The following is a 22,019-nucleotide window of genomic DNA, read 5'->3' as shown; positions in this document are numbered from 1 at the left end:
AAAGGAGACGTTTATGATGGAAAAAAAGACAATTTACTTTTTGTGCACCGGTAATTCTTGTCGGAGTCAAATGGCAGAAGGCTGGGCCAAGAAATACTTGGGAGATCGTTGGAATGTGTACAGTGCAGGCATTGAAGCGCACGGTCTTAATCCTAAAGCGGTACAAGCGATGAATGAAGTAGGGATTGATATTTCTGGTCAAACTTCGGATATCATTGATCCTGTCTTGCTGAACAGCGCCGATTTGGTTGTGACCTTGTGCGGGGATGCTGCCGATAAATGTCCCATCACACCTCCACAAGTTCGCCGTGAACATTGGGGATTTGACGATCCGGCCAAAGCAGAGGGAACGGAAGAAGAAAAGTGGGCCGTCTTCCAGCGGGTTCGTGATCAGGTGGGAGAACGCATTAAACAATTTGCGGTAACTGGCGAATAATAGAACGTCAAGTCGGGAGTCATAAATTTCGTGACGTGGAGACGAATCTGGTAAAATTTTTTGAAAAATACGTTGTTAATGATATCACTCTTGAGCCACTTCCAGACGCCCTCCATGAGATTGAGATCGGGGCTGTAGGGCGGCAAGAATACAAGCTCCAAACAACGGTGTTTTTGTAAAAAGGATTGAAGCGCCCGGGCATGATGGATGCGACTATTATCCAAAATAAGGACTATTTTTCCGGTTGGGTAAGATTCCAGCAGCATCGCCAGAAAACGAATCCAGGCGGTCACATTCGCTTGTTCGACTTCATAGTGATGGACTTGCCCCGTCTCGTAGTGGATCGCACCAAACAACTTGGCTCCTTCATGCTTGCTATGAGTTTGAATCTGTTGCTGTTTTCCTTTGGGAAACCAGTTATATAGGCCGGTCTATCTTTTTCGATAGGGTCTTTCAAGCAGCAAGTGATTTATGGAATGGGTACCCCTACATCCGTGATTAGGGATTCTTGGGAATATAACGAGTTAGAGTTGAAGTTGAGGCTGTCCCCTGTGCAGAGTTGTTTCTGCAAAGGGAGACAGCCTCTTTTTTTGACGATCCATGCATAGGTTCTTGCCCTGTCAGTATGACAATCCGAGGTCACGATTGGGGCTTGCTGCTCCTCGTATTCTGGAGACGACCCAATACAATTTGCACGGCAATCGCATCGTCCAGATAACCTAAAGGAAATACATAATCGGGGATAATATCTGTGGCGGAGACGAAGTACAACAAGCCGCTGCCGAGGATCGAGCGCTCCTCCAGGGTGATATTATCGCTACTGTAGAGCCGATACATTCTCTTGAGCTCCTCAATGAAAGGTCCCGCGCCGTTGACGCTTTTTACTTTACCGGGAAAGTCATTGTGGATAATCTGAGCTCCTTCTTCGGTTAGGACATAGGGTTCGTATTTGCTCAGTTCTTTTTGAACCTGCTCGGCAGTAAACTGTTGGTCAATGAGGTTGGAGGCTTGAAGAATTTCTTTAATGCTGTTGATGGAGGAGTAGATATCGTTTGGGTGGTTCTGATGAGTAGGGGGAGTGGAGGCGACATAACCAGCAGCTTGGAAGAGTGGAGCAGAGGGAACGTCAAGATGAAAAGCAAAAGCTTCCAGATGTTCAGGCTTGGCTCTTTGCTTCCCGTTAACGATTCGCGATATGGTGGCCGTATCAATGCCGGTAGCAGCGCTTAGCTTGCGCATTGATAAAGAACGTTCTTTCAGCAAGGTGAGCAGTGTCTCACCTAGTGTGGCGTTTCTCTTCGCATCGGACATTTGCAGTTCACCTCACCTTGTGTTGGTGTTGAACCAAATGTTGAGGGGATCTCAACATTTTTAGAGATGATGAGCACCTTTTTGCAATATGCTCAATAGTATGACTGTAAACTGACAACAAGGAGTGAGGACCCCATGGTTGCGTGGCTTTTAATTTTTGGCTTTGCTTTATCATCCAGTCTGGATAATTTGGGTGTTGGAATATCTTATGGGATTCGGGGTATACGTATTAACTATTTATCAAATTTAATCATTGCGGTCATCTGTTTCATCCTTAGCATGACAGGGATCATATCCGGTCAGTGGCTGGCGAGGGTTCTTCCGGGTATATTACCCGTCCTAATTGGAGCATTGTTGCTGTTCATTGTCGGTACCCGCATCATTCTGCTGGCAGTACCGCGTAAGAAGCAGGAATCCAGACAGGACAGTGAAGAAGCCGGGGAGGAAGTGTCAGGCCGATCACTCGAAGGAATTCTACAAAATCCAGAAATCGTGGATAAAGACAAATCAGGCACTATTGGATACCTTGAGGCAGCGGTGCTGGGGGTTGCACTTGCTGCTAATGCCGTTACGAATGGGATCGGTGCAGGTCTGATAGGACTGTCACCCATTGCGATCTCTCTGACAGCGGCAATCGGCAGTTATATCACGGTTTGGCTTGGTGTGATCCTTGGACAAAAATTGTCGGCGATTCGTATCGGCTCTTTCACATTAGGTCAGTTCAGTACGGCCTTAAGCGGCGTTATCATTATTTTGATTGCTTGCAATACTTTTTTTGGATAAGTGAGCGTACTGCTAATTGAAGCCGTCCCTCCACTGATGTAGTGGAGAGATGGCTTTTTTAGTTTTTTATGCGGGCAAAGACAATTGATGCAAGGATACGCAGTTTATTCTTTTTCAATCCTGACTACAGTGGCATAATAGGACTATTGTAGAGAGGTGAATGGAATGACATGGCATCCATTGCAATCTTTTGTCAGAACGGCGAAAGATCATTTAAAGGACATGGTGAATGTCAATACGACCATTGGTGAACCAGTTACCGTATCTGACTGCACCAATGATTTCTGTTTTGAACCATATGATACTTACAAAAAATGAGACGATATTGACTCATATAATATTATATGTTTTTTAATTCATGTGATATAAAAATGGATCATTTGAACGTATGTGGATTCAAATTTCGTAATAAAAAACAAAGGAGAAGCCCAAATGGGATTAAGTTACAATGAAAACAATTTACTAAAACTCCTTGCCGTTGCCATAATTGACAGCCCAAGAAGCACAATCAAAGAATTAGCGGAAGCCTCAGGCATAAGTAAGGCAACATTGCACCGCTTTTGCGGAACAAGAAAAAATCTTGAGCTAATGTTAAACAAGAAAGCTTCTGAGGTTATTGAGAACATCCTTAAGGTGATAAATGCTGAAGTTACAGACACCGAGATTTTTGTCTCGTTGATATGTGGCATGATTAATGGCGAACGCAGAGGCAGAATTGCATCGACCGCAACGAAGATTAATAAGCTGCCTCCGGTCGAGTACCGGAAGCAGCTTATAGCTAGGATCTTTTGTTATTTATTTTTTTTCAGAATATCAAAAATGATCTTTGCATTATCTGTATTGTCGATAAGTCCCGTAAACAATTCTTTCCCTGGCCCGTAAGCATAGACCGGCACATCTTCTCCAGTATGACCACCTGTTGTCCAACCAGCAAATGAACGAGTGTTGAAGATGGCTTCAATGGCATTATCGATTTTAACTTCGTCCTTTGTAGCAGAAGCAGTTTTGACCGATTGAACTTCACTTTCTGTAAGATCTAAGGAGATATATTTCTTAAGTGTATCTTCAACACTTGCGCCAGCAACAATTTCTTTAGCCATAAAATCTGGTGTGCGCGTTGCTGCTTTAATTGGTGCTACATTAAAGTTGTATTCTCCATTTGCACCGACCGAAAATCCGCCGGTAGAATGATCAGCAGTTGCAACTACTAATGTATTGCCGTCTTTCTTGGCAAAGTCGATTGCTGCTTTAAATGCTTTTTCAAAATCCGCCATTTCACTCATGGAAGCAACCACGTCGTTGTCATGGCCTGCCCAGTCGATTTGGCTTCCTTCAATCATCAGGAAGAAACCATTATCATTTTTATTTAATCGGCTGATTGCAGCATTAGTCATATCTTCTAAAGAAGGTGTTTCTTTGGCACGATCGATGGCTTTATCTAGTCCACCTTGGGCAAACAGACCGAGAATTTGATCGTTTTTATTGTTCAGCAATCCTTCCCGATCAGTGACATAACCGTAACCGGCTTTCTTGAACTCTTCAGTTAAGTTTCGGTCTTTACGTATAAAATTGCTTAGTCCACCACCAAGCATGACATCCACCTTGTGCTTTCCATTAATTTTTTCATCAAAGTAATCATCAGCAATGGCGTTCATGTTTTTGCGGCTAACATCATGTGCACCAAATGCTGCAGGAGTAGCATGGGTGATCTCAGATGTTGCAACTAAGCCGGTAGATTTCCCGTTTTCCTTCGCTTGCTCTAATACCGTTTTGACATCAGTTTTATCGTTATCTACGGCAATGGCAGCATTATATGTTTTAACACCGGCAGACATTGCTGTGGCAGCTGAAGCGGAGTCTGTTATATTTTGAGACTCATCTTCCGGATACGTCGTTTGAGCACCTACAAGATACTGATCAAACTCTGTTTTTTCCATCAGAGGGGTTGCCGGGTTATCTTTCATATACCGATAGGCAGAAATATATGATGGACCCATGCCATCACCAATTAAAAAAATTACATTTTTAATTTTTTTTGTGTCTGAAGCTGCTTGTGTAGAAGCTCCTCCTGACACAATGCCAGTCATTGTGATTGATGACACCATAACGATAGGTAATATTTTTTTGAAAAAATGGCCTAACATAAAGTACCCCCTATTATTTGTTCGTAGATTACCGATGATAATCGGCTAACACATAGATAATATTAGTATTCGTATATGAGGGGAGAGATAGTTTTATGTAATCAAAATGTAAAGTGGAAGAAATAAGTTGTTGGTTGGCACGTTAATTAGGCAATAAAAAAATAACCGCTCCCATTACAAAAGCTAGCAGGGGGAAAGCCAGTTTAAATGTACTTCTGCGATTTTCATAAATGAAAACCTCCATTAATAATTATTTTCGGGAGAAAATAAAGCAAAAGCTTAAAATGATTACGCTAATCATCGTTATGGATGCATCTGTTGGTAAGTTAAATGATAAGGAAAGCGTGCACCCAAATATCGAATGTAGTCAGGATGAGAATACTCCCAGCAAACAGGCCGAAGACTTCCATAGCAGGTATTCCACCAATATGAGCATTAACGCCGCAGCCAATGAGCCCGTCATTAAGAAAGCACCTGTAATGGCAGGCTCTAATTTAATCCTGGTAGATAACGGACCGAATAAAAAGGAGCCGACAAGTATGGCCAGCATGGCTCCCAACATGGATTTGGTGCCTACCAACAATCCGAATGCACCTCCTAGAAGGGCCAGGTGCATAAGAGCAAACCTTACAACCGTAAGTTGAAACTGGATAACGACAATACCGATGAGGGATAAACACCCACCTCCGAGTGGCTATATATGTGGAAGATTGTTACGAAGGAATGAATTTAATAGAATACCTTATTTTCTAGAAAAAAAGTATTGCATATAGGTTTACTAGGTATTATGATTACTACAGATTATTTTTTTGTTCTCGAAAAAGGTATAAGGTTTAGACCTTAGAGATTTATGGATCGGAGTGTTGATATGTTAATCCCATCTCCTCTGCACTTTGAAAAAGTATCAGCTAAAAAGGTGAGTGATTTTATTAGAGAGCAGTTGGAAGAGGCTATTATTCTAAAAGAGTTGCTTAGCGAGGAGCAGCTACCAACAGAGCGGGAACTCGCAGAGATATTTAATGCCAGCAGAATTACAGTCCGTGAGGCGCTATCCCAATTGGAGTCCAAGGGGCTCATTGAGAAGAGAGTAGGTGCCAAGGGAGGGACCTTTGTTCTTCCCGTGACAGCAAACTCTCATAAACGTACCCGGGCAGAAATCGCAAAAGATTGGGAGCATATGCTGAAGGTCTTTGAATATCGGATGATTGTGGAGCCTGAGGGTGCTTTTTTAGCGGCTGCGCGGATCACCACAGATGAACTGGACTTGCTTCAGCACTATCTGGATCAGAGCATTGAAGCGGACTGTACCCGAGAATGGTTTCGGGCCTTGGATGTCAAGTTTCATTTAGCCATTGCTAAGGCATCGGGCAACCCATTTTGTGAAGCCGCAGTTAGGCAGATTCGGACCAAAATTAACCCATCGCTAGATCTCATGCCCTATGACGATCAGATTCGGACGGTGAACTACGACGTCCATACGGAAATTCTGAGTGCACTTCGTGCACGGGATGCTGAGAAGTCGCGGGAAGTGATGAAGCACCATATCGGACATTCCGCAGACGCCATTTATGCAAGATTGGTTGCAAAAGGCTAGTCGGTACTAAACAGAAAAAATAAGATGATTCGAGCGGGGATGATAATAATGAATATAAATGAACTTTTAGCATTATCCAGACCGCTTCAAGATCAGCTGGTTGCTTGGCGCAGAGACTTTCATCGCCATCCTGAAACGGGCTATGAAGAGGTTCGTACATCGGGAATTGTGGCTGAACACTTACGTGAACTTGGGCTGGAAGTGATAACAAATGTAGGTAAAACCGGGGTTGTAGGTCTGTTACGAGGAAAAAGCCCGGGGCCTACCATCGGTCTAAGGGCAGATATGGATGCTTTACCGATTCAGGATGAAAAAACGGCTCCCTATCAGTCACAGATTCCGGGAAAGGCACATTTATGTGGGCATGATGCCCATACAGCAATACTGATGGGAGCCGCGCAGTTACTTACGAAGCTGGGGCGGCCTGAAAGAGGAAATATCAAATTTGTCTTTCAACCGGCTGAAGAAGGTTTGGCCGGGGCCAAGGCTATGATTGATGATGGTGTGTTGGAAAATCCAAAAGTAGATGCGATGGCAGGACTACATATGTTCCCGGGTTTGAAGACAGGAACACTTGGGGTCAGCAAAGGGGTGGCTTTTGCATCCGCAGATGGCTTAACGATTAAAATTATAGGCAAAGGTGGCCATGCTGCTCGTCCACATGAGGGGATAGACGCAATTGCCGTGTCCGCGCAGGTTATTTCTGCTCTGCAAAATATTCCAAGCCGTCTGGTTGATCCACTTGAGCCCATTGTCATTACGATTGGTAAAATTAGTGGCGGTTATATGGGAGCTGCCATTGCACCTGAAGTAGAGATGATCGGTACCGTTCGAACTTTATCTGCGGAACTGCGCAGTCGAATGCCTGAGCTAATTGAACAGGTGGTTCGTGGGGTATGTGAGTCATTCGGGGCCGGGTATGAATTAAATTATCAGCATGGCTACCCGGTTGTGCAGAACGATTCGGATATGGTCGATTTGATGACCGAAACGAGTGAGCAACTGTTTGGCTCCAAGGAGTGGAACTACATCAAACCATCAACAGGCGGGGAAGATTTCGCTTTTTATTGTGAGCAGGTACCCGGTGTTTTCTTCCGGTTGGGCTCGGGGAGAGGAGATGAAGATACAAGCTATCCATTGCATCATCCCAAGTTTGATTTGGATGAATCGGTACTGCCTTATGGAGTAGCGATGATGTCGGCCATAGCGCTGAATTTTTTGAAGACAAAATAAAAATCGGGTTTGAGAGGCTCAGAAGCAGCTGTGTGGCAATATACAACCTCAATGGACTGGAGTGGACAAGATGTATAGACATAAGTGGTTTACAAGCGGGATTACGTTACTGATTGCTGTGATGATCCTGGCAGCCTGCGGTGCCCCATCCACAGGCGGTAGTAAAGACACCGCAGCATCGACATCGACCGGCAGTAAAGTACTAACGATCGCAAGTGCTACGGATATTGAGAGCTTTGATCCTCATAACAATAACAACACTGCGAGTGAAGCCGTTCTGGTTAACGTATTTGACTACTTGTTGAAAAATGATAGTCAGCAGAAGAAAGTCCCTGGACTTGCAACTACCTGGGAAAAGGTAAATGATACGACTTGGCGTTTTCACCTGCGCGAAGGGGTAACCTTCCATAACGGTGATCCATTCACGGCGGAAGATGTGAAGTATACGATAGAAAGAGTGGCAAAGGATAACACGCTCAAACAAAACTCCTACTTTAAAAATATTAAAGAAGTGAAGGTAGTGGATGAACATACAGCAGATATCATAACCGACGGGCCAGATCCGCTGCTGCTGAATCGTTTATCCAAAATGGGAGCTGGGATCGTACCTTCCAAGTATATTGAGAAAAATGGGATAGAGGCATTCCTTAAAAATCCAATCGGTACAGGCCCTTATAAGTTTAGTCAATGGATGAAGGATGATCGTGTAGTACTGGTTAAAAACGATAAGTACTATGAAGGTCAGCCCAAATGGGATCAGGTTGTTTTTCGTTCCATACCAGAAGCCTCAACGCGTGTATCTGAACTGCTCGCTGGCTCGATTGACATTGCCTCTGGAATCCCATCCACCGATATAGAACGTATTCAAGGCGAAGAGGGCAAAAAAATCGTCAAGGCTCCGATACAGCGAGTCTTGCAATTGATTTTACGTCAAAGCCAAGGCAGTGTTACGGCTGACTCCAAAGTGAGAGAAGCGATAGATCTCGCGATTGATAAAAAGGGAATCGTGGATAGCATCGCAGGCGGTGCCGGGATTGTAACCCGTACTTCCGTTACACCAGGCAACTTTGGTGCTGATCCTTCCCTGTATGAGAAAACATTATATGATCCGACTAAAGCCAAAGAACTGTTGAAGCAGGCCGGATACACTGGTGAAGGTCCAGCATTAACTCTTTCAGTATCCTCAATATACAAAGAGTATGCTGAAGTCGTAGCCGCCATGTTAAATAAAGAAGGCTTCAACATTAAATTGGACGTGCTGGAGCCAAGCGCTTTCAGTGAGCGTTACAGCTCCAAATCCTTCAAGGAAATGTTTATGATCGGGATTGGTAATTCCCTGTTTGATGCTTCCAACAACTATAATCGCTACCTGTTGGAAGAAGCTAAAGGCGAAACGGATTATAACAATCCGAAGGTAGAAAAGCTGTTGCAGCATGCCCTGACGAATCTGGATACAGCCTCGCGTGAAAAAGAGTATCAGCAAGTGCAGCAGATATTGGCTGAAGATCGTCCGGCCGTCTATCTTTTCCAAATGGAAGGGATTTATGGCACCAGCAACGGTGTGGATTTCCAACCGAGAAGCGATGAGATGTTCTATGCAGAGGATATTGCACCTGCAAAATAAATCAGAGAAGTGTACGGGCGGGGACCTCGATGCAGGTTCCTGCCCGTCCTTTTAAAATTAAGCCTGCTGGTTATGGAGGTGACGGATTGAAAACTTATATCGCCAAATCGCTGTTGCAGGTGATTCCTGTACTGCTGATTGTCTCTCTGATTGTATTCATCCTGGTGAGGGTAACCGGGGACCCTGTAGCCCTGATGCTGCCTGAGACCGCTACAGCCGAGGATCGTGCAGTATTAACGCAAGCGCTTGGGCTGGATCAGCCATTATATGCACAATACATTAAATTTATTGGCAGTGCCTTACAAGGCGATTTTGGCACCTCGTTTCGCTATGGTGAATCGGCTTTGCCATTAGTGCTGGAACGGCTGCCTGCCAGTTTTGAATTGGCAGTAGCCGCCATGATTTTTGCGATCATCATCGCAGTGCCGTTGGGCGTCATCTCAGCAGTCAAACGTAACACCTTTACCGATTTAATCATTTCCAGTTTATCCGTAGTCGGAAAGGCCATGCCTAACTTTTGGATGGGGATTATGCTCATATTGTTATTCTCCGTCATGCTGGGGATGCTTCCGGTGTCCGGTCGGGGCGGGATGGAGCATTTAATACTTCCAGCCTTTACACTGGGTGTCGGTCTTTCTGCACAGATGACCCGACTCATTCGCTCCAGTATGCTGGACATTTTGAATCAGGACTATATTCGAACAGCCCGAAGTAAAGGGATTCTCGAAATTGTGGTGATCGGAAAACATGCTTTTCGCAATGGATTGATTCCGGTCGTTACAATTATGAGCTTGCAATTTACGAGCTTGATCGGTGGCACACTGATTACCGAGACGGTATTCGCATGGCCGGGTTTGGGACAACTGCTTGTTGTCGCTGTGAATACACACGACATGGCTATCGTTCAGGCCGCTGTATTTGTGATTGCCTTTATTGTGGTTATCAGCAATATTTTAACCGATGTCGTTTACCGACTGTTTGATCCAAGAATTAAATACAGCTAGAGAGGGGAGGAGGAAGTGTGGCAGGTATTCATGATGTACAAGCCCTTGGCCCAGACCTAGACCTGGATGACCAAAAGAAAACACATCCGTCCGGTATCGGGCGCGTATGGAAGCAACTGTTACGAAGTAAAACTGGAACGGTCGGTGCAATAATCATACTGCTCGTTTGCTTAACGGCACTATGTGCCCCTCTGCTGGCCAGTCACAATCCTGCGGATATTGACCCGCTTAATCGTCTGAAGCCGCCCATGTGGCTGGCGGGTGGATTGCCGGAGCATTGGCTGGGTACAGATAACCTGGGACGGGATATGTGGAGTCGTATCGTATACGGGGCGAGAGTTTCGCTTATCGTCGGTGTCGGTGCAGTTCTGGTCTCAGGCACTATTGGCGCGATTCTCGGACTCCTCGCCGGTTTTTATGGTAAATGGGTGGATGCCATCATTATGAGAGTTGCCGATGCCTTTTTGGCCATTCCGGCTATTCTGCTGATGCTGGTCGTCCTGGCCGTGGTAGGGCCTGGCATGACTACACTTATTTTTGTTATTGGCGTTACGAATTGGGTTTCTTATACAAGGGTGGTCCGGGGCGAGGTATTGAGTATCAAGGAACGGGACTTCGTTAAAGCAGCCAAAGCGATTGGTTCAAAAAATAGCAGGATTCTGTTGAAGCACATTTTACCCAACGTCTTGTCTTCATTCATTGTAATTTCTGGTATGAGTGTGGCGACAACGATTATTATGGAAGCTTCTCTTAGTTTTCTCGGATTAGGGATCACACCGCCAGCAGTGTCCTGGGGTGGCATGCTGAGCGATGGGAGACAGTATGTAGCCACGAGCTGGTGGGTGGCAACGTTTCCCGGTCTGGCGATTACCATCACGGTCCTGGGCGTCATTTTCCTCGGTGACTGGCTTCGAGACGTGTTAGATCCCCATATGAAAGCGAAAGAATAACAGAAAGCGGGGGATCGGAAAAGATGACCACGAAATTGCTTGAAGTGAACCATTTGAAAACCTACTTTAAAACGGAGGATGGCATCGTTCCTTCGGTCAACGGTGTCAGCTTCACTGTGAATCCAGGCGAAACGGTAGCTATTGTTGGCGAGTCCGGTTCCGGTAAAAGTGTAACCTCCTTGTCTATTATGGGTCTAGTGGCTGCGCCGGGTAAAGTCGTGGGTGGGGAGATTCTGCTTGAAGGCCGAGACTTACTCAAACTGTCCAAGGGGGAAATGCGAAAATATCGGGGGAACGAGGTATCCATGATTTTTCAGGAGCCGATGAGTTCGCTGAATCCGGTATTTACGATTGGTAACCAAATCAGTGAGGTCATCCGGCAGCACCAGAAGCTGAGCAAATCGGAGGCACGGCAGAAAAGTATTGAGATGCTGGAGAGGGTAGGCATACCCGGTGCGTGGAAAGTGGTGAGTTATTTTCCGCATCAGTTATCTGGAGGAATGCGTCAGCGGGTCATGATCGCAATGGCCTTGGCCTGTCAGCCTAAACTGCTGATCGCTGATGAGCCAACGACGGCACTGGACGTTACGATTCAGGCTCAAATTTTGAATTTAATCCACAAGCTGAGCAAGGAAGAGAATACAGGTATCATTCTTATTACTCACGATTTAGGTGTTGTCGCGGAAATGGCGGACCGGGTGGTCGTGATGTATGCCGGGGAAGTGGTCGAGGAAGCGGACGTATTTGATTTGTTTGAAAAGCCGGGGCATCCTTATACGATTGGTTTGCTAGGATCACTCCCCAAGCTTACGGAACAGAGAGAATGGCTGGATTCCATTCCCGGTACTGTTCCTAATATGATGCAGATGCCGAGCGGCTGTCCCTTTCATCCCCGCTGTCCTTATGCCCAGGAACAGTGCACCAGGATTCATCCTGAAATACAAGCCAAGGATCAAGGACACTATGTCAGATGTCTGCGGATGGAGGAGGTGTCAGTATGAATGAGACAGCACAGGGAACACCGCTTCTCGAAGTGAATGGGCTTAAAAAATATTATCCTGTGAAAAAGGGCTGGTTTTCCCAAAAAAGCGGTTATGTACGGGCGGTTGATGGATTGAGTTTTAAGGTGATGCCCGGCGAAACCTTAGGTATTGTAGGTGAATCAGGTTGCGGCAAATCAACAACGGGACAAATGATTACACAACTGCTGGAGCCCACGGCAGGCGAAATTCGTTTTCAAGGGCAAAGCCTGTCTGATTTAACGGACGAAGAAGTACGCAAAGTCAGACGAGATTTACAGTTTGTATTTCAAGATCCGTACTCTTCTTTGAATCCGAGAATGAAGGTCTTTGATATCGTCGCCGAACCGCTTCGGGTACACGGGATTGCTAAAGGGAAAGAGCTTAAAGCTGAAGTTTTTCGACTGTTGCAGACGGTAGGATTAGGTGCTCATTTAGCAGATCGGCATCCCCATGAATTCAGTGGTGGACAGCGGCAGCGGATCGGCATAGCGAGAGCGCTTGCCATGAAACCGAAGCTCATTGTTTGCGATGAACCTGTATCTGCGCTGGATGTGTCGATTCAGGCTCAGATTTTGAATTTGTTAAAAGAGCTTCAGCAGCAGTTCCAACTTACCTACATTTTCATCGCTCACGGTCTGCCCTCCGTCAAGCATATTAGCGACCGTATTGCAGTGATGTACTTGGGCAAAATCGTGGAGCTTGCAGATCGTGATGAGTTGTTTGCAAGGCCACAGCATCCATATACAAAAGCATTGCTTGATGCAGTACCCGTCCCAGACCCGAGGCTGCGCAAAGAGCGAATAACCTTGACAGGTGAAATCCCCAATCCGACCAATCCGCCCTCGGGCTGTACTTTTCACACGCGCTGCCCATATGCACAAGAAATATGCCGTCAACAGGGACCACTGCTCGAAGAGCATACTCCAGGGCATATTGTGGCCTGCCATTTTCCCCTGCATAAGCAGATGGCTCACGAATAGATAACCTTTGGAAGTAGGAGTTAACCGAAAAAGGAGGCTACTCATGAATAAACGATCAATTGTACCGGAGGATTTATACGGATATCAGTGGATCAGTGATCCGGCAGTAAGTTCCGATGGAACGATTGCCTACGTCCACAAAAGCATAGATCGTTCAAAGAATGACTACCATACGCACATCCGTGTCGTATCGCTTCTTGGGGCTGACGATAAGCCGTTGACCGATGGCAATAAGGATTCAGCTCCTGCCTGGTCACCTGATGGATCGAAGCTTGCTTTTTTACGTGTGGTGAATGGAAGCAAGCAGCTATGGACGGTTCCGGCTGAAGGTGGAGAGGGACAGCGACTGACCGAGGTGAAGCGTGGAGTGGGTGCATTCGTCTGGTCGCCGGACGGGAAGTATATTGTATTTACAAGTATGGTTAGTATAAACGCCGAGCGGGAAGCCATGGAGCTTGAGGAATACAGCAAGCAGTCTGGTGACCGGGGGCGCATCGTGGATCGCACCACTCCCAAAGCTGAAGGATTGGGCTGGTGGAACGGTCTATTTAGTCATCTATTTGTTCTGGAGCTTGAAAACGGCCGGGTCACCCCAATCACCTCGGGACCTTGGAATGCTGCTTATCCCGTATGGTCCATGGACAGCAAGCGGATTTCGTTTTTGTCCAAACGTGTAGAAGACGACAAGCTGGATGCAGACCTGCTTTCGTTTTCGGATGTGTATACGGTCGATTGCGACGGCAGTTATCTGGTGAAGGTTACGGATTCCAGATTGGCGATCAGCCAATTTTCGTATGCACCGGACGGCAAAGCATTGACTCTGATCGCCAGCGATCGCATCTATGGCAGTGGTAGTCAGAACCGCCTGTATACGGTGCCTGTTACGGGGGGAGCCTCGCAGCTATTGTTTCCTGAATTGGATATGCAAATGGGCAACTTCGCCTTAAGTGATATGAAATCCTTTGGTCCGTCTCCATCTCCGGTATATGCTCCTGCGAGGATGAAGCCAGAAATGTATGTGCTCGGGACGGTGCAGGGTGCTGTTCACATATACCGATTCACAATGGACGGCAGTGTTCAAGCAGTAACTGCCGGAAGTGATAGAGATATCTATCAGTACACATTATCTTCTGATGGTAACTATCTGGTTTTTGCAGCACTTGATGTGAATCGGCCTGGAGAGCTGTATCAAATGAACCTGGAGACAGGGGAAGAGAAGCAGCTCACACGCCATAACGACGATTATATGGCCTCCTTGCAGGTGAGTGTACCAGAGTCTTTTTGGTTCGAGGCTGCGGATGGATTCAAGGTACAGGGGTGGATTTTCAAACCGTCTGGACTCGGCCCTGGAGAACGGGTTCCTTTGATTTTACAAATTCATGGGGGACCCCATGCGATGTATACCAGCACGTATAGCCATGAGATGCAGACGCTCCTTGCACAGGGGTATGCCGTGCTGATGACCAATCCACGCGGCAGCTTCGGTTATGGACAGGATTTTGCACAAGCCTGTCGGGGAGACTTTGGAGGAGGAGATTATCACGATGTACTGGACGCCTTGGACTTTGCGCTGAACCAGTATGATTATATAGATGAAACCAGGCTCGGCGTGGCTGGAGGCAGCTATGGAGGCTTAATGACCAACTGGATCATTTCCCACACGAACCGATTCCGTGCCGCCGTTACGCAGCGTTGCATCTCCAACTGGCTATCCTTCTATGGCTTGAGTGATATCGGTATTTCCTACACGGAGGGTATCGTCGGGGCTAATCCGTGGGAAGATCCTGAGCTGCTCTGGTCCAAATCCCCACTGGCGCATGTAAATAACATCGAAACTCCGCTGCTGATTTTACACGGCGAGGAAGACCTGCGTTGCCCGGTTGGACAAGGGGATGAGTTATATACAGCCCTGAAGCGGCTGGGCAAAACAACACGCCTCATTCGCTATCCCGGGTCCAATCATTCTTTGCTGAAGAGCGGTAAACCGTCTCTACGTGTAGATCAATTTGAGCAAGTAGTGTCCTGGTTTAATTCCTACTTGAGTAAAGGAGCTGACTTCGGTGAGTAAAGTACAATTGTCGATTCCGGTTGCCTTTCTGATCGAGAACTTGCGTACAAGTGGTGAGCAGAACGAAGTCATCATTGAGTGCATAAAGAAGCAGGATTTTTCTCCTTTACTCGACAAGGTTAAAGAAAAAACAATGGACTTCAAAGAACGCTGTCAAACGGCAGAAGACATAGGGGACGAGTGGGAAGAAGCGATCCGCAGCGGTTAATGAATTTAAGTTTTTACACATCAATGGATTGAAAAGGCTGCTTTATTTTCGTTTTGATCGAATCATAGATCAGGATTATGAGCAGGATGGAATCATGTTGAAGAATCTGCACCTTGATCCTAGTGAAATCGATACCTTGCAGGGGCTGATTGGCAGACAGTGGCAGGTGATTGAGGAGGACAATGAAGAAGTAGGCAGCGTGCAGAGAATCGTAAGTATTAAGCTTTTATATCGAAATGATGATAGCTTTTAAAGGGAAGATCAGTTACCATAGCTACGCCCAACAGTCCTGATGAGCATTTTTGATCGGGACTGTTTTTTATTTTATGGGCTAATTAATAAACTGAATTGCATCATATTTCGTTGACAGAGTCCACAAAAATCATTAATATAATTGTTGCATAAGTCCACTAAATAGGGGGAGTTATAAATCAATATAGATGCTAAGATCATCGCAGATATGAGACATTTCAATCGATTTTATACCAATATACTTGGTTTATTAGATAGACATGTGCTGGATAGCGGGTATTCCTTTACCGAGGCACGGGTCATTGTAGAGATCGGTATGATCGAACCATGTATAGCCAATACGTTAGTCGATTCTCTTAAAATTGATCGTAGTTATATGAGTAGAATCATTGCTAAACTTTGCAAAGAGGGCTTCCTTGTTAAGGAAAATTCTTCGGTGGATAATAGAACAAATCTGATTCGATTGACGCCTAAAGGAAAAGCGTTTTATCACCAACTGGATGAAAGATCTGACGAACAAGTCATAAAATTAGTTCAAGGTCTATCCGAGGAAGAGATTAAAGAATTACATACTTCTATGGTGTTCATTCAGAACAAACTAGAGAAATTGGAGAGAATACAAAATGATTAGATTTGAATGCGACTATACCGAAGGTGCCCATGAGCGCATATTAAAGCGACTATTGGAGACGAATGATGAACAAACCCCAGGCTATGGTGTGGACGAGCACTGTGAGAAAGCCAGAGCTTATATTAAAAAAGCATGTGACTCCGAAAATGCGGACGTACACTTTTTAGTTGGAGGTACACAGACCAATACAACGGTGATCTCTTCTATTTTGCGTCCGCATCAAGGTGTTATTGCTGCAAATTCTGGGCATATTGCTGTACATGAGACCGGCGCGATTGAAGCTACTGGACATAAAGTACTTCCTTTGCCAAGTGATGATGGGAAGATCCGGGCCGAACAGGTAAAAGAGCTGTATGACGCTCACTGGAATGATGGCACTTTTGAGCATATGGTACAGCCTGGTATGGTTTATATTTCCCAGCCTACCGAGAATGGTACGCTCTATACTAAATCCGAGCTGGAAGCGTTAAGTCAAATCTGCCGGGAATGTGGCTTACCCTTGTTTATCGACGGTGCCCGCTTGGGGTATGGCCTGGTTGCAGTGGACAACGATGCATCTTTAGCAGATATAGCGAAGCTGTGTGATGTATTTTATATCGGCGGTACAAAAATTGGAGCATTGATGGGAGAAGCGGTAGTCATTATCAATGATGCTTTGAAAAAAGATTTTCGATACATGATCAAGCAAAAAGGAGGACTGCTGGCGAAGGGACGAATGTTGGGTATACAGTTTGAAACTTTATTTGAAGATGGTTTATACTATGAGATTTCCAAGCACGCTATAGATATGGCCATGTTGATTCAAACTTCGCTAACGAAACAAGGAGTTCAATTTCTATATCATTCTACAACCAATCAGCAGTTCCCGATTTTTCCAGATCGTACATTAAAAGCACTGAGCGAAAAATATACCTTTTCCTTTTGGGAAAAAGTTGATGCTACACGTAGTGCCGTTCGATTTTGTACCAGCTGGGCTACGAAGAAAGACAATGTTGAAATGCTGATTCAGGATATCCAAGCATTACAGTAAATTTAATGGGGAAATCAGTTCATAGAATCTTAAAGATGTAGAATGACTATGTAATAGGCCATACTTTGTTGCATGTATTGCAGCGAAGTATGGTTTTTTTTTTGTATTTTACTTAATCCCAAGCGTTTACCTCGCCTATTGGTGTGGTCTGCAAGCAATGTTGAATTCGGAAAATACGCAGCTTAAAAATTGAATATATTTGTTTTGATGGGAAATATTCGATATATTAAGTGTGAGATGTATTTTTTGCTAGAAAAAAAGCTAGATCTTTTATGTTGTTTGTATAAATTTATTATGTTGGAGGTGTAGGGATGGCACGTGTGTTGGTAGTGATCACGCCTGCTGAAGGCCATGTTAATCCGTCATTAGGATTAGTTAAGCAACTGGTCGACAGTGGTGAGGAAGTGGATTATGTATGTACGGAGGAATTTCGTACGAGAATTCAGCCAACGGGAGCAAAACTGATAACCTATCCTTTTGTTGATGATGCTTTTTCCAAAGACGCCGATTTAAAGCCAGCGGAGTACAAACATCATTATCAATTTGTGTACATGATGGTTAAAGGTATGATCCTGCCGATTATTCCAGAGGTTTTGAGAGTTATAGAGAACAGGACCTATGATTATTTAATCTATGACTCTTTGATGGGCTGGGGAGGTACGATTATAGCAGAGAAGCTGGGAATACCTGCAATATGCTCTATTGCTTCTTTTGCTTTCGTAGAACCTCTGGGGTCTGGCCAAGGCATGGATGAAAATGATCCAGAGGTAAAAAGGCTGCATACGGCCACGATGAAAGTAACGCAGCAATTAGCTAATGAGCTTCAGGTTGCCGTCCCGGCTATGGATGAGATCGCTCCACATGCTGGGTGCTTGAAAATTGTTTATACAAGCCGTTATTTTCAACCGCAAGCTGAAAAGCTGGATAACAGCTATATTTTTACAGGTCCTTCTATTGTACCACGTAAAGATGCGCCCTCTTTCCCGTTCGAGCAACTTCGTGTTCTCCATCCACAGGCAGTTTACATCTCAATGGGAACCATTTTGAATAAAGACCTGGAGTTTTATAAGCTTTGCTTTGCAGCATTTCACGATTTACCTGTGCAGTTTGTGCTGTCTTCAGGCAATTATACAGATATGGAGCCATTGTCGGAATCTATTCCTGACAATTTTATTATCAAGCCTTATATTCCGCAATTGGACATGCTGCAGCATGTAGACGCTTTTGTTACACATGCGGGGATGAACAGCACAAGCGAAGCCTTGTATTACAATGTGCCGCAGGTCATGATCCCTTTAACATCCGATCAGCCTATCGTGGCCAATCGGGTGCAGGAGCTGGGAGCGGGTATAGTTGTGGATAAAAATGAGCTTACACCCGCTATTTTGAGAGCTGCCTTACTAGAGGTCTTGAGTAATTCAACGTATAAACAGCAGGCCCATGTGATTGGCGAATCATTACGTCAGGCTGGCGGGTACAGATATGCGGCAGATATCATTATGAATCATTTCTCCACAATAGAAAAATAAGGTGTCAGACTACAGACTGTGATTCCTTTCTTGTAGAGCAGCCGATTTTTCAAACTCTAATTTTTTGGAGATCGCTAGAAGACCAAGGGAGCAGAGGATCAGGGCCAAACATACCCAATAAGAGTTTCGATAGCCCATCCATTGAGCGGTCAATCCGCCCATTAAGCTCCCCGCCAGTCTTCCGATGGTTGTCGCATTGGAATACAGCGTCGAGGCATAACCAGGAAGAGAAGGCAACAAATCCTGCATGTAGCTGATGCCAATGGCCGAAATCACTGCAACAAAGAAGGCCAGAAGAAGCTGCCCCACTAATAACTGCCATATCTCCGTAGACATAAGGACGAGGAGATAATAGACAATCCCTGTTAAAGCTCCCCAAAATATAAGCAGACGGTTGGAGTATTTAGCAGCAAGTACGCCTAACATGATCATTAAAGGTATTTCTATTACCGCGCAAATACTGGATACTAGAGCAACGTCATTCGTGTCCCCTTTTAAATTATGAATGATAAATAAGGAAATATTTAAACTGTTCATCCAGTGTGCCACATAGAGCAAAGTGAGAACTGAGAACGGTATCAGAATCTCAATATTTTTATGTAATGTAATGTGATGAGGTGAAGTCTGATCCTTATTTTTGAGCTGAACAGGGGATTGCTTAATAAAACAGAATAGTAGAACAGCGATAAATACAAAAATAGAAGTTGTCCCTACAAAAATACCTTTAAAGCCGGTATGTGCAATCAGGAAAGACCCAAAGAGCGGTCCAGTGATAAACCCAAGAGAAAACATAGAACGAAGTGTTGAATTGGCAAAGGCATGATCAGCTGATTTACTGCGATTTACCGCTTCACGTGCACTGGCAAATAACTGTGGCATTCCAGGTGCTCCCATTGCCGTGAAGACAGTCATATATATAAAAAGTACATAAAAATTTTGAATGAAAAGATACCCTGCAAATGCTATCGCATTAAATAACGTACAAATAACCAAAATTTGTTTACGATCTAATCCAGTATCAGAACGCTTGGCAATCAGAGAGCTTATCCATATACCACAAATCAAGGTCACAGCCGTAAAAACACCAAAGGTTCCAACAGATACGCCAAGTGTAGTTGTAAAATATACAGCCAAAAAAGGTGCGCTGATCGATATGGCCATACCTTGCAATAGCATACAGGTCATAAATAGCGGGTAGTTAGGGATAACGAACAGATTTTTAATACGCTTTAGCATTTCATTTTTACACCCCTTCACATTTAGAAGAAGAATAGTAACTGTCTATCCTATCTAAACTATATATGATTTTAGCATAATTTGTATATTTACATTATTTAAAATATTATTTTGGACTTATTTAAATGGGATAGTTTAAGACCAAACTTAACCGAGTTAATGTTTCCCCTGAATTATGATAGGTATGGGGTCTGTCAGCTTTGAATCGGATGGAATCACCCCTTCTGACTGTATATTCGATGTCATTTACACGGACCGTTAATTCTCCATCAAAAACAGTCAAGAACTCCTCTGTTCCCTCTCCGTGCGAATCAGCACTTAGGAAGCCATCTTGTTCGATCTCGATTGAATAAACTTCAAAGCGTCTATCATCTTCGAAGGGGAAGTGGGGATAGACTCGATATTTTCCGTTATCTTCAGTTAATGTTTGAATCTCACTTCCTAAAACCACTTTTGTGTCTGGCTGGGGATTATTTATGAGTGAGGAAAAGGAAATTTTTAATCCGTTGGCTATTTTCCAAATCGTTGTAATTGTAGGGCTGGATTCGCCTCTTTCAATTTGACCGATCATCGTTTTGCTTACTCCAGTGAGTTCTGCGACCCTTTCAAGACTTAATTTCTTATGTTCTCTAAAGGCTTTTAAGTTTTTGGCAATGATCAGATTGATGGTTTCCATAAATACCTCCTGCACCTGTGTACAATATAACGTCTGTATTGTACAATAAAACGTAAAACGTTATATTGTTCTTTTTGTACATTATAGCATACATCGAAGAGGGGGTTCCCAAGTGCCTTTATTATCATTTTTGTTATATGTTTTTGTTACCAGTTTTACGCCAGGCCCCAATAACATTATGGCCATGCTCTTTGCTAATAAATTCGGGCTTAAAAAGACAATTCGATTTTGTTCAGGAGTAGGTGCAGGTTTCTTTGTAATCATGTTATTGAGTAGTTATTTTAATTTGTTGCTTGAAAATTTCATTCCCAAAATTCAATTTGTGATGACGATCCTGGGTGCAGCCTATATGCTATATCTGGCTGTAAAAATAATGATGAGTAAAGAGAATGGTAATGATAATGATGGGGGCAAGAATAACAGTTTTCTAACAGGTATGCTTTTACAATTTATCAATCCGAAAGGAATTTTATATGGTATCACTGCTATATCAACCTTCATCCTTCCATATCACCATTCCAATTTCAGCTTGATATTGTATTCGTTATTTCTAGCTTTTGTTGGTTTTATGAGTACATTCTGTTGGAGTGTGTTTGGCTCCGTTTTTCAAAAGTTCTTATCCAAATATAGAAGTCAGTTTAATATAATAATGGCTTTGTTATTAGTATATAGTGCAATTTCGATTCTTGTAGAATGACGACATGCAAGTCATACAAACAGTCCCGTTGAAGGAAATCTTCATTAGGACTGTTTTGTATTTTTGCGGACAGCTGATGAAGCGATGGCGAAAAGGCCGTTCAGTCTGCTTTATTTTTTTCTCTACAAGGCTCTTCCATAGAATATTCCTCCAGCACCGTTGCTTTATCGCCATAAACCCTGTCTAAGTGTTCTTCTCCCCATAAGCAAAAACGATCGAGCAAATCTTTAAAATCCCATCCGTATTCACTAAGCTCATACTCTACTTTGGGTGGGACCTGGTTATAGATAATTCGGTGGATGATTTCGTCCTTTTCCAGCTCTCTAAGCTGTTGGGTAAGCACTTTTTGGGTGATTTTCGGAATGAGTTGACGGAGCTCATATGTACGTTTTCTGCCGCTGGTTAAATGATACAGGATAATGGCTTTCCATTTCCCGCCGATGACCTCAAAGGTCGCTTCAGTCCCGAGCATATATGTTTTGGTATTATCTTTCATTTGCTTTTCTCCTCTCGGATCTGTAGTGCAAAAAAAGCACTAAGGAACCTTAAAGTACCTACGGTACATTGAAGTGCGTACTTCACACCTTCATATATATCAACCATAATAGCAT

General features: G+C 44.3%; 23 protein-coding genes. 16 read left to right on the top strand and 7 right to left on the bottom strand.

Annotation, left to right across the window (positions count from 1 at the left end; all coding sequences use genetic code 11):
* Positions 1 to 16: 16 nt before the first annotated feature.
* The gene (gene arsC, locus NST83_RS21685; protein ID WP_342418018.1) at positions 17 to 436 is read left to right on the top strand and encodes an arsenate reductase (thioredoxin); all 420 of its coding nucleotides are present in this window, start codon (positions 17 to 19) and stop codon (positions 434 to 436) included.
* Here arsC and NST83_RS21680 read toward each other — a convergent pair.
* Positions 391 to 825: an IS630 family transposase gene (locus NST83_RS21680; RefSeq protein WP_342418017.1), complete on the bottom strand. Its 435-nt coding sequence runs from the start codon at positions 823 to 825 to the stop codon at positions 391 to 393. The two genes, arsC and NST83_RS21680, sit on opposite strands and share 46 nt — an antisense overlap.
* A gap of 250 nt (positions 826 to 1,075) precedes the next feature.
* Positions 1,076 to 1,747, bottom strand: coding sequence for a DUF1232 domain-containing protein (locus NST83_RS21675; protein ID WP_342415651.1), 672 nt, complete (start codon positions 1,745 to 1,747; stop codon positions 1,076 to 1,078).
* Positions 1,748 to 1,882: 135 nt separating this feature from the next.
* Between NST83_RS21675 and ytaF the strand changes: the two genes are divergently transcribed.
* Complete coding sequence (ytaF, locus tag NST83_RS21670) at positions 1,883 to 2,530, top strand: sporulation membrane protein YtaF (RefSeq protein ID WP_342415650.1); 648 nt, start codon at positions 1,883 to 1,885, stop codon at positions 2,528 to 2,530.
* A gap of 791 nt (positions 2,531 to 3,321) precedes the next feature.
* On the opposite strand, the gene NST83_RS21665 is transcribed toward ytaF, so the two are convergent.
* Complete coding sequence (locus NST83_RS21665; protein ID WP_342418016.1) at positions 3,322 to 4,617, bottom strand: alkaline phosphatase; 1,296 nt, start codon at positions 4,615 to 4,617, stop codon at positions 3,322 to 3,324.
* A gap of 424 nt (positions 4,618 to 5,041) precedes the next feature.
* Entirely contained in the window at positions 5,042 to 5,257 is a 216-nt protein-coding gene (locus tag NST83_RS21660) for a hypothetical protein (protein ID WP_342415649.1), read from the bottom strand.
* A gap of 285 nt (positions 5,258 to 5,542) precedes the next feature.
* On the opposite strand from NST83_RS21660, the gene NST83_RS21655 reads away from it, so the two are divergent.
* The 13 genes from NST83_RS21655 to NST83_RS21595 all read left to right on the top strand — a co-directional run bounded on the left by NST83_RS21655 (position 5,543) and on the right by NST83_RS21595 (position 18,799).
* On the top strand, positions 5,543 to 6,268 hold the full coding sequence (locus NST83_RS21655; RefSeq protein ID WP_342415648.1) for an FCD domain-containing protein: 726 nt from the start codon (positions 5,543 to 5,545) through the stop codon (positions 6,266 to 6,268).
* 48 nt (positions 6,269 to 6,316) lie between these two features.
* The gene (locus NST83_RS21650; protein ID WP_342415647.1) at positions 6,317 to 7,501 is read left to right on the top strand and encodes a M20 family metallopeptidase; all 1,185 of its coding nucleotides are present in this window, start codon (positions 6,317 to 6,319) and stop codon (positions 7,499 to 7,501) included.
* Positions 7,502 to 7,571: 70 nt separating this feature from the next.
* Positions 7,572 to 9,125 (top strand): ABC transporter substrate-binding protein, encoded by a 1,554-nt coding sequence (locus NST83_RS21645; protein WP_342415646.1) that lies wholly within the window; start codon positions 7,572 to 7,574, stop codon positions 9,123 to 9,125.
* Between the two features lie 86 nt (positions 9,126 to 9,211).
* Positions 9,212 to 10,129, top strand: a complete 918-nt coding sequence (locus NST83_RS21640; RefSeq protein ID WP_342415645.1) for an ABC transporter permease — start codon at positions 9,212 to 9,214, stop codon at positions 10,127 to 10,129.
* A gap of 17 nt (positions 10,130 to 10,146) precedes the next feature.
* The gene (locus NST83_RS21635) at positions 10,147 to 11,079 is read left to right on the top strand and encodes an ABC transporter permease (RefSeq protein ID WP_342415644.1); all 933 of its coding nucleotides are present in this window, start codon (positions 10,147 to 10,149) and stop codon (positions 11,077 to 11,079) included.
* 23 nt (positions 11,080 to 11,102) lie between these two features.
* Positions 11,103 to 12,080, top strand: coding sequence for an ABC transporter ATP-binding protein (locus tag NST83_RS21630; protein WP_342415643.1), 978 nt, complete (start codon positions 11,103 to 11,105; stop codon positions 12,078 to 12,080).
* Positions 12,077 to 13,081 carry a dipeptide ABC transporter ATP-binding protein gene (locus tag NST83_RS21625; RefSeq protein ID WP_342415642.1) on the top strand — a complete coding sequence of 335 codons (1,005 nt, stop codon included), beginning with the start codon at positions 12,077 to 12,079 and terminating at the stop codon, positions 13,079 to 13,081. The genes NST83_RS21630 and NST83_RS21625 overlap by 4 nt, the downstream gene beginning before the upstream one ends.
* Positions 13,082 to 13,124: 43 nt before the next feature.
* On the top strand, positions 13,125 to 15,149 hold the full coding sequence (locus tag NST83_RS21620) for a S9 family peptidase (protein ID WP_342415641.1): 2,025 nt from the start codon (positions 13,125 to 13,127) through the stop codon (positions 15,147 to 15,149).
* A complete protein-coding gene (locus NST83_RS21615; RefSeq protein ID WP_342415640.1) occupies positions 15,142 to 15,357 on the top strand; it encodes a hypothetical protein in 216 nt (71 codons plus the stop codon). Before NST83_RS21620 ends, NST83_RS21615 begins: the two co-directional genes overlap by 8 nt.
* Positions 15,358 to 15,451: 94 nt before the next feature.
* Positions 15,452 to 15,610: a hypothetical protein gene (locus NST83_RS21610; RefSeq protein WP_342415639.1), complete on the top strand. Its 159-nt coding sequence runs from the start codon at positions 15,452 to 15,454 to the stop codon at positions 15,608 to 15,610.
* A gap of 207 nt (positions 15,611 to 15,817) precedes the next feature.
* The gene (locus tag NST83_RS21605; protein ID WP_044644586.1) at positions 15,818 to 16,240 is read left to right on the top strand and encodes a MarR family winged helix-turn-helix transcriptional regulator; all 423 of its coding nucleotides are present in this window, start codon (positions 15,818 to 15,820) and stop codon (positions 16,238 to 16,240) included.
* Entirely contained in the window at positions 16,233 to 17,270 is a 1,038-nt protein-coding gene (locus NST83_RS21600) for a low specificity L-threonine aldolase (RefSeq protein WP_342415638.1), read from the top strand. The genes NST83_RS21605 and NST83_RS21600 overlap by 8 nt, the downstream gene beginning before the upstream one ends.
* A gap of 311 nt (positions 17,271 to 17,581) precedes the next feature.
* A complete protein-coding gene (locus tag NST83_RS21595; RefSeq protein WP_342415637.1) occupies positions 17,582 to 18,799 on the top strand; it encodes a macrolide family glycosyltransferase in 1,218 nt (405 codons plus the stop codon).
* A gap of 9 nt (positions 18,800 to 18,808) precedes the next feature.
* Here the strand turns inward: NST83_RS21595 and NST83_RS21590 are convergent, their stop codons facing one another.
* The gene (locus NST83_RS21590; protein WP_342415636.1) at positions 18,809 to 20,035 is read right to left on the bottom strand and encodes a sugar efflux transporter; all 1,227 of its coding nucleotides are present in this window, start codon (positions 20,033 to 20,035) and stop codon (positions 18,809 to 18,811) included.
* A gap of 121 nt (positions 20,036 to 20,156) precedes the next feature.
* Positions 20,157 to 20,711, bottom strand: a complete 555-nt coding sequence (locus tag NST83_RS21585) for an XRE family transcriptional regulator (RefSeq protein WP_342415635.1) — start codon at positions 20,709 to 20,711, stop codon at positions 20,157 to 20,159.
* 112 nt (positions 20,712 to 20,823) lie between these two features.
* Here NST83_RS21585 and NST83_RS21580 point away from each other — a divergent pair, with 112 nt between their 5' ends.
* The gene (locus tag NST83_RS21580) at positions 20,824 to 21,408 is read left to right on the top strand and encodes a LysE family transporter (protein ID WP_137060391.1); all 585 of its coding nucleotides are present in this window, start codon (positions 20,824 to 20,826) and stop codon (positions 21,406 to 21,408) included.
* 100 nt (positions 21,409 to 21,508) lie between these two features.
* On the opposite strand, the gene NST83_RS21575 is transcribed toward NST83_RS21580, so the two are convergent.
* Positions 21,509 to 21,904, bottom strand: a complete 396-nt coding sequence (locus NST83_RS21575; RefSeq protein WP_137060390.1) for a helix-turn-helix domain-containing protein — start codon at positions 21,902 to 21,904, stop codon at positions 21,509 to 21,511.
* Between the last annotated feature and the right edge of the window lie 115 nt (positions 21,905 to 22,019).

Origin of the sequence: Paenibacillus sp. FSL R10-2782 (genome assembly GCF_038592985.1) — a bacterium.
Taxonomy (GTDB): Bacteria; Bacillota; Bacilli; order Paenibacillales; family Paenibacillaceae; genus Paenibacillus; species Paenibacillus terrae_C.
The sequence above is the reverse complement of the archived record's forward strand: the minus strand, read 5'-3'. Positions and strand labels throughout refer to the sequence as shown.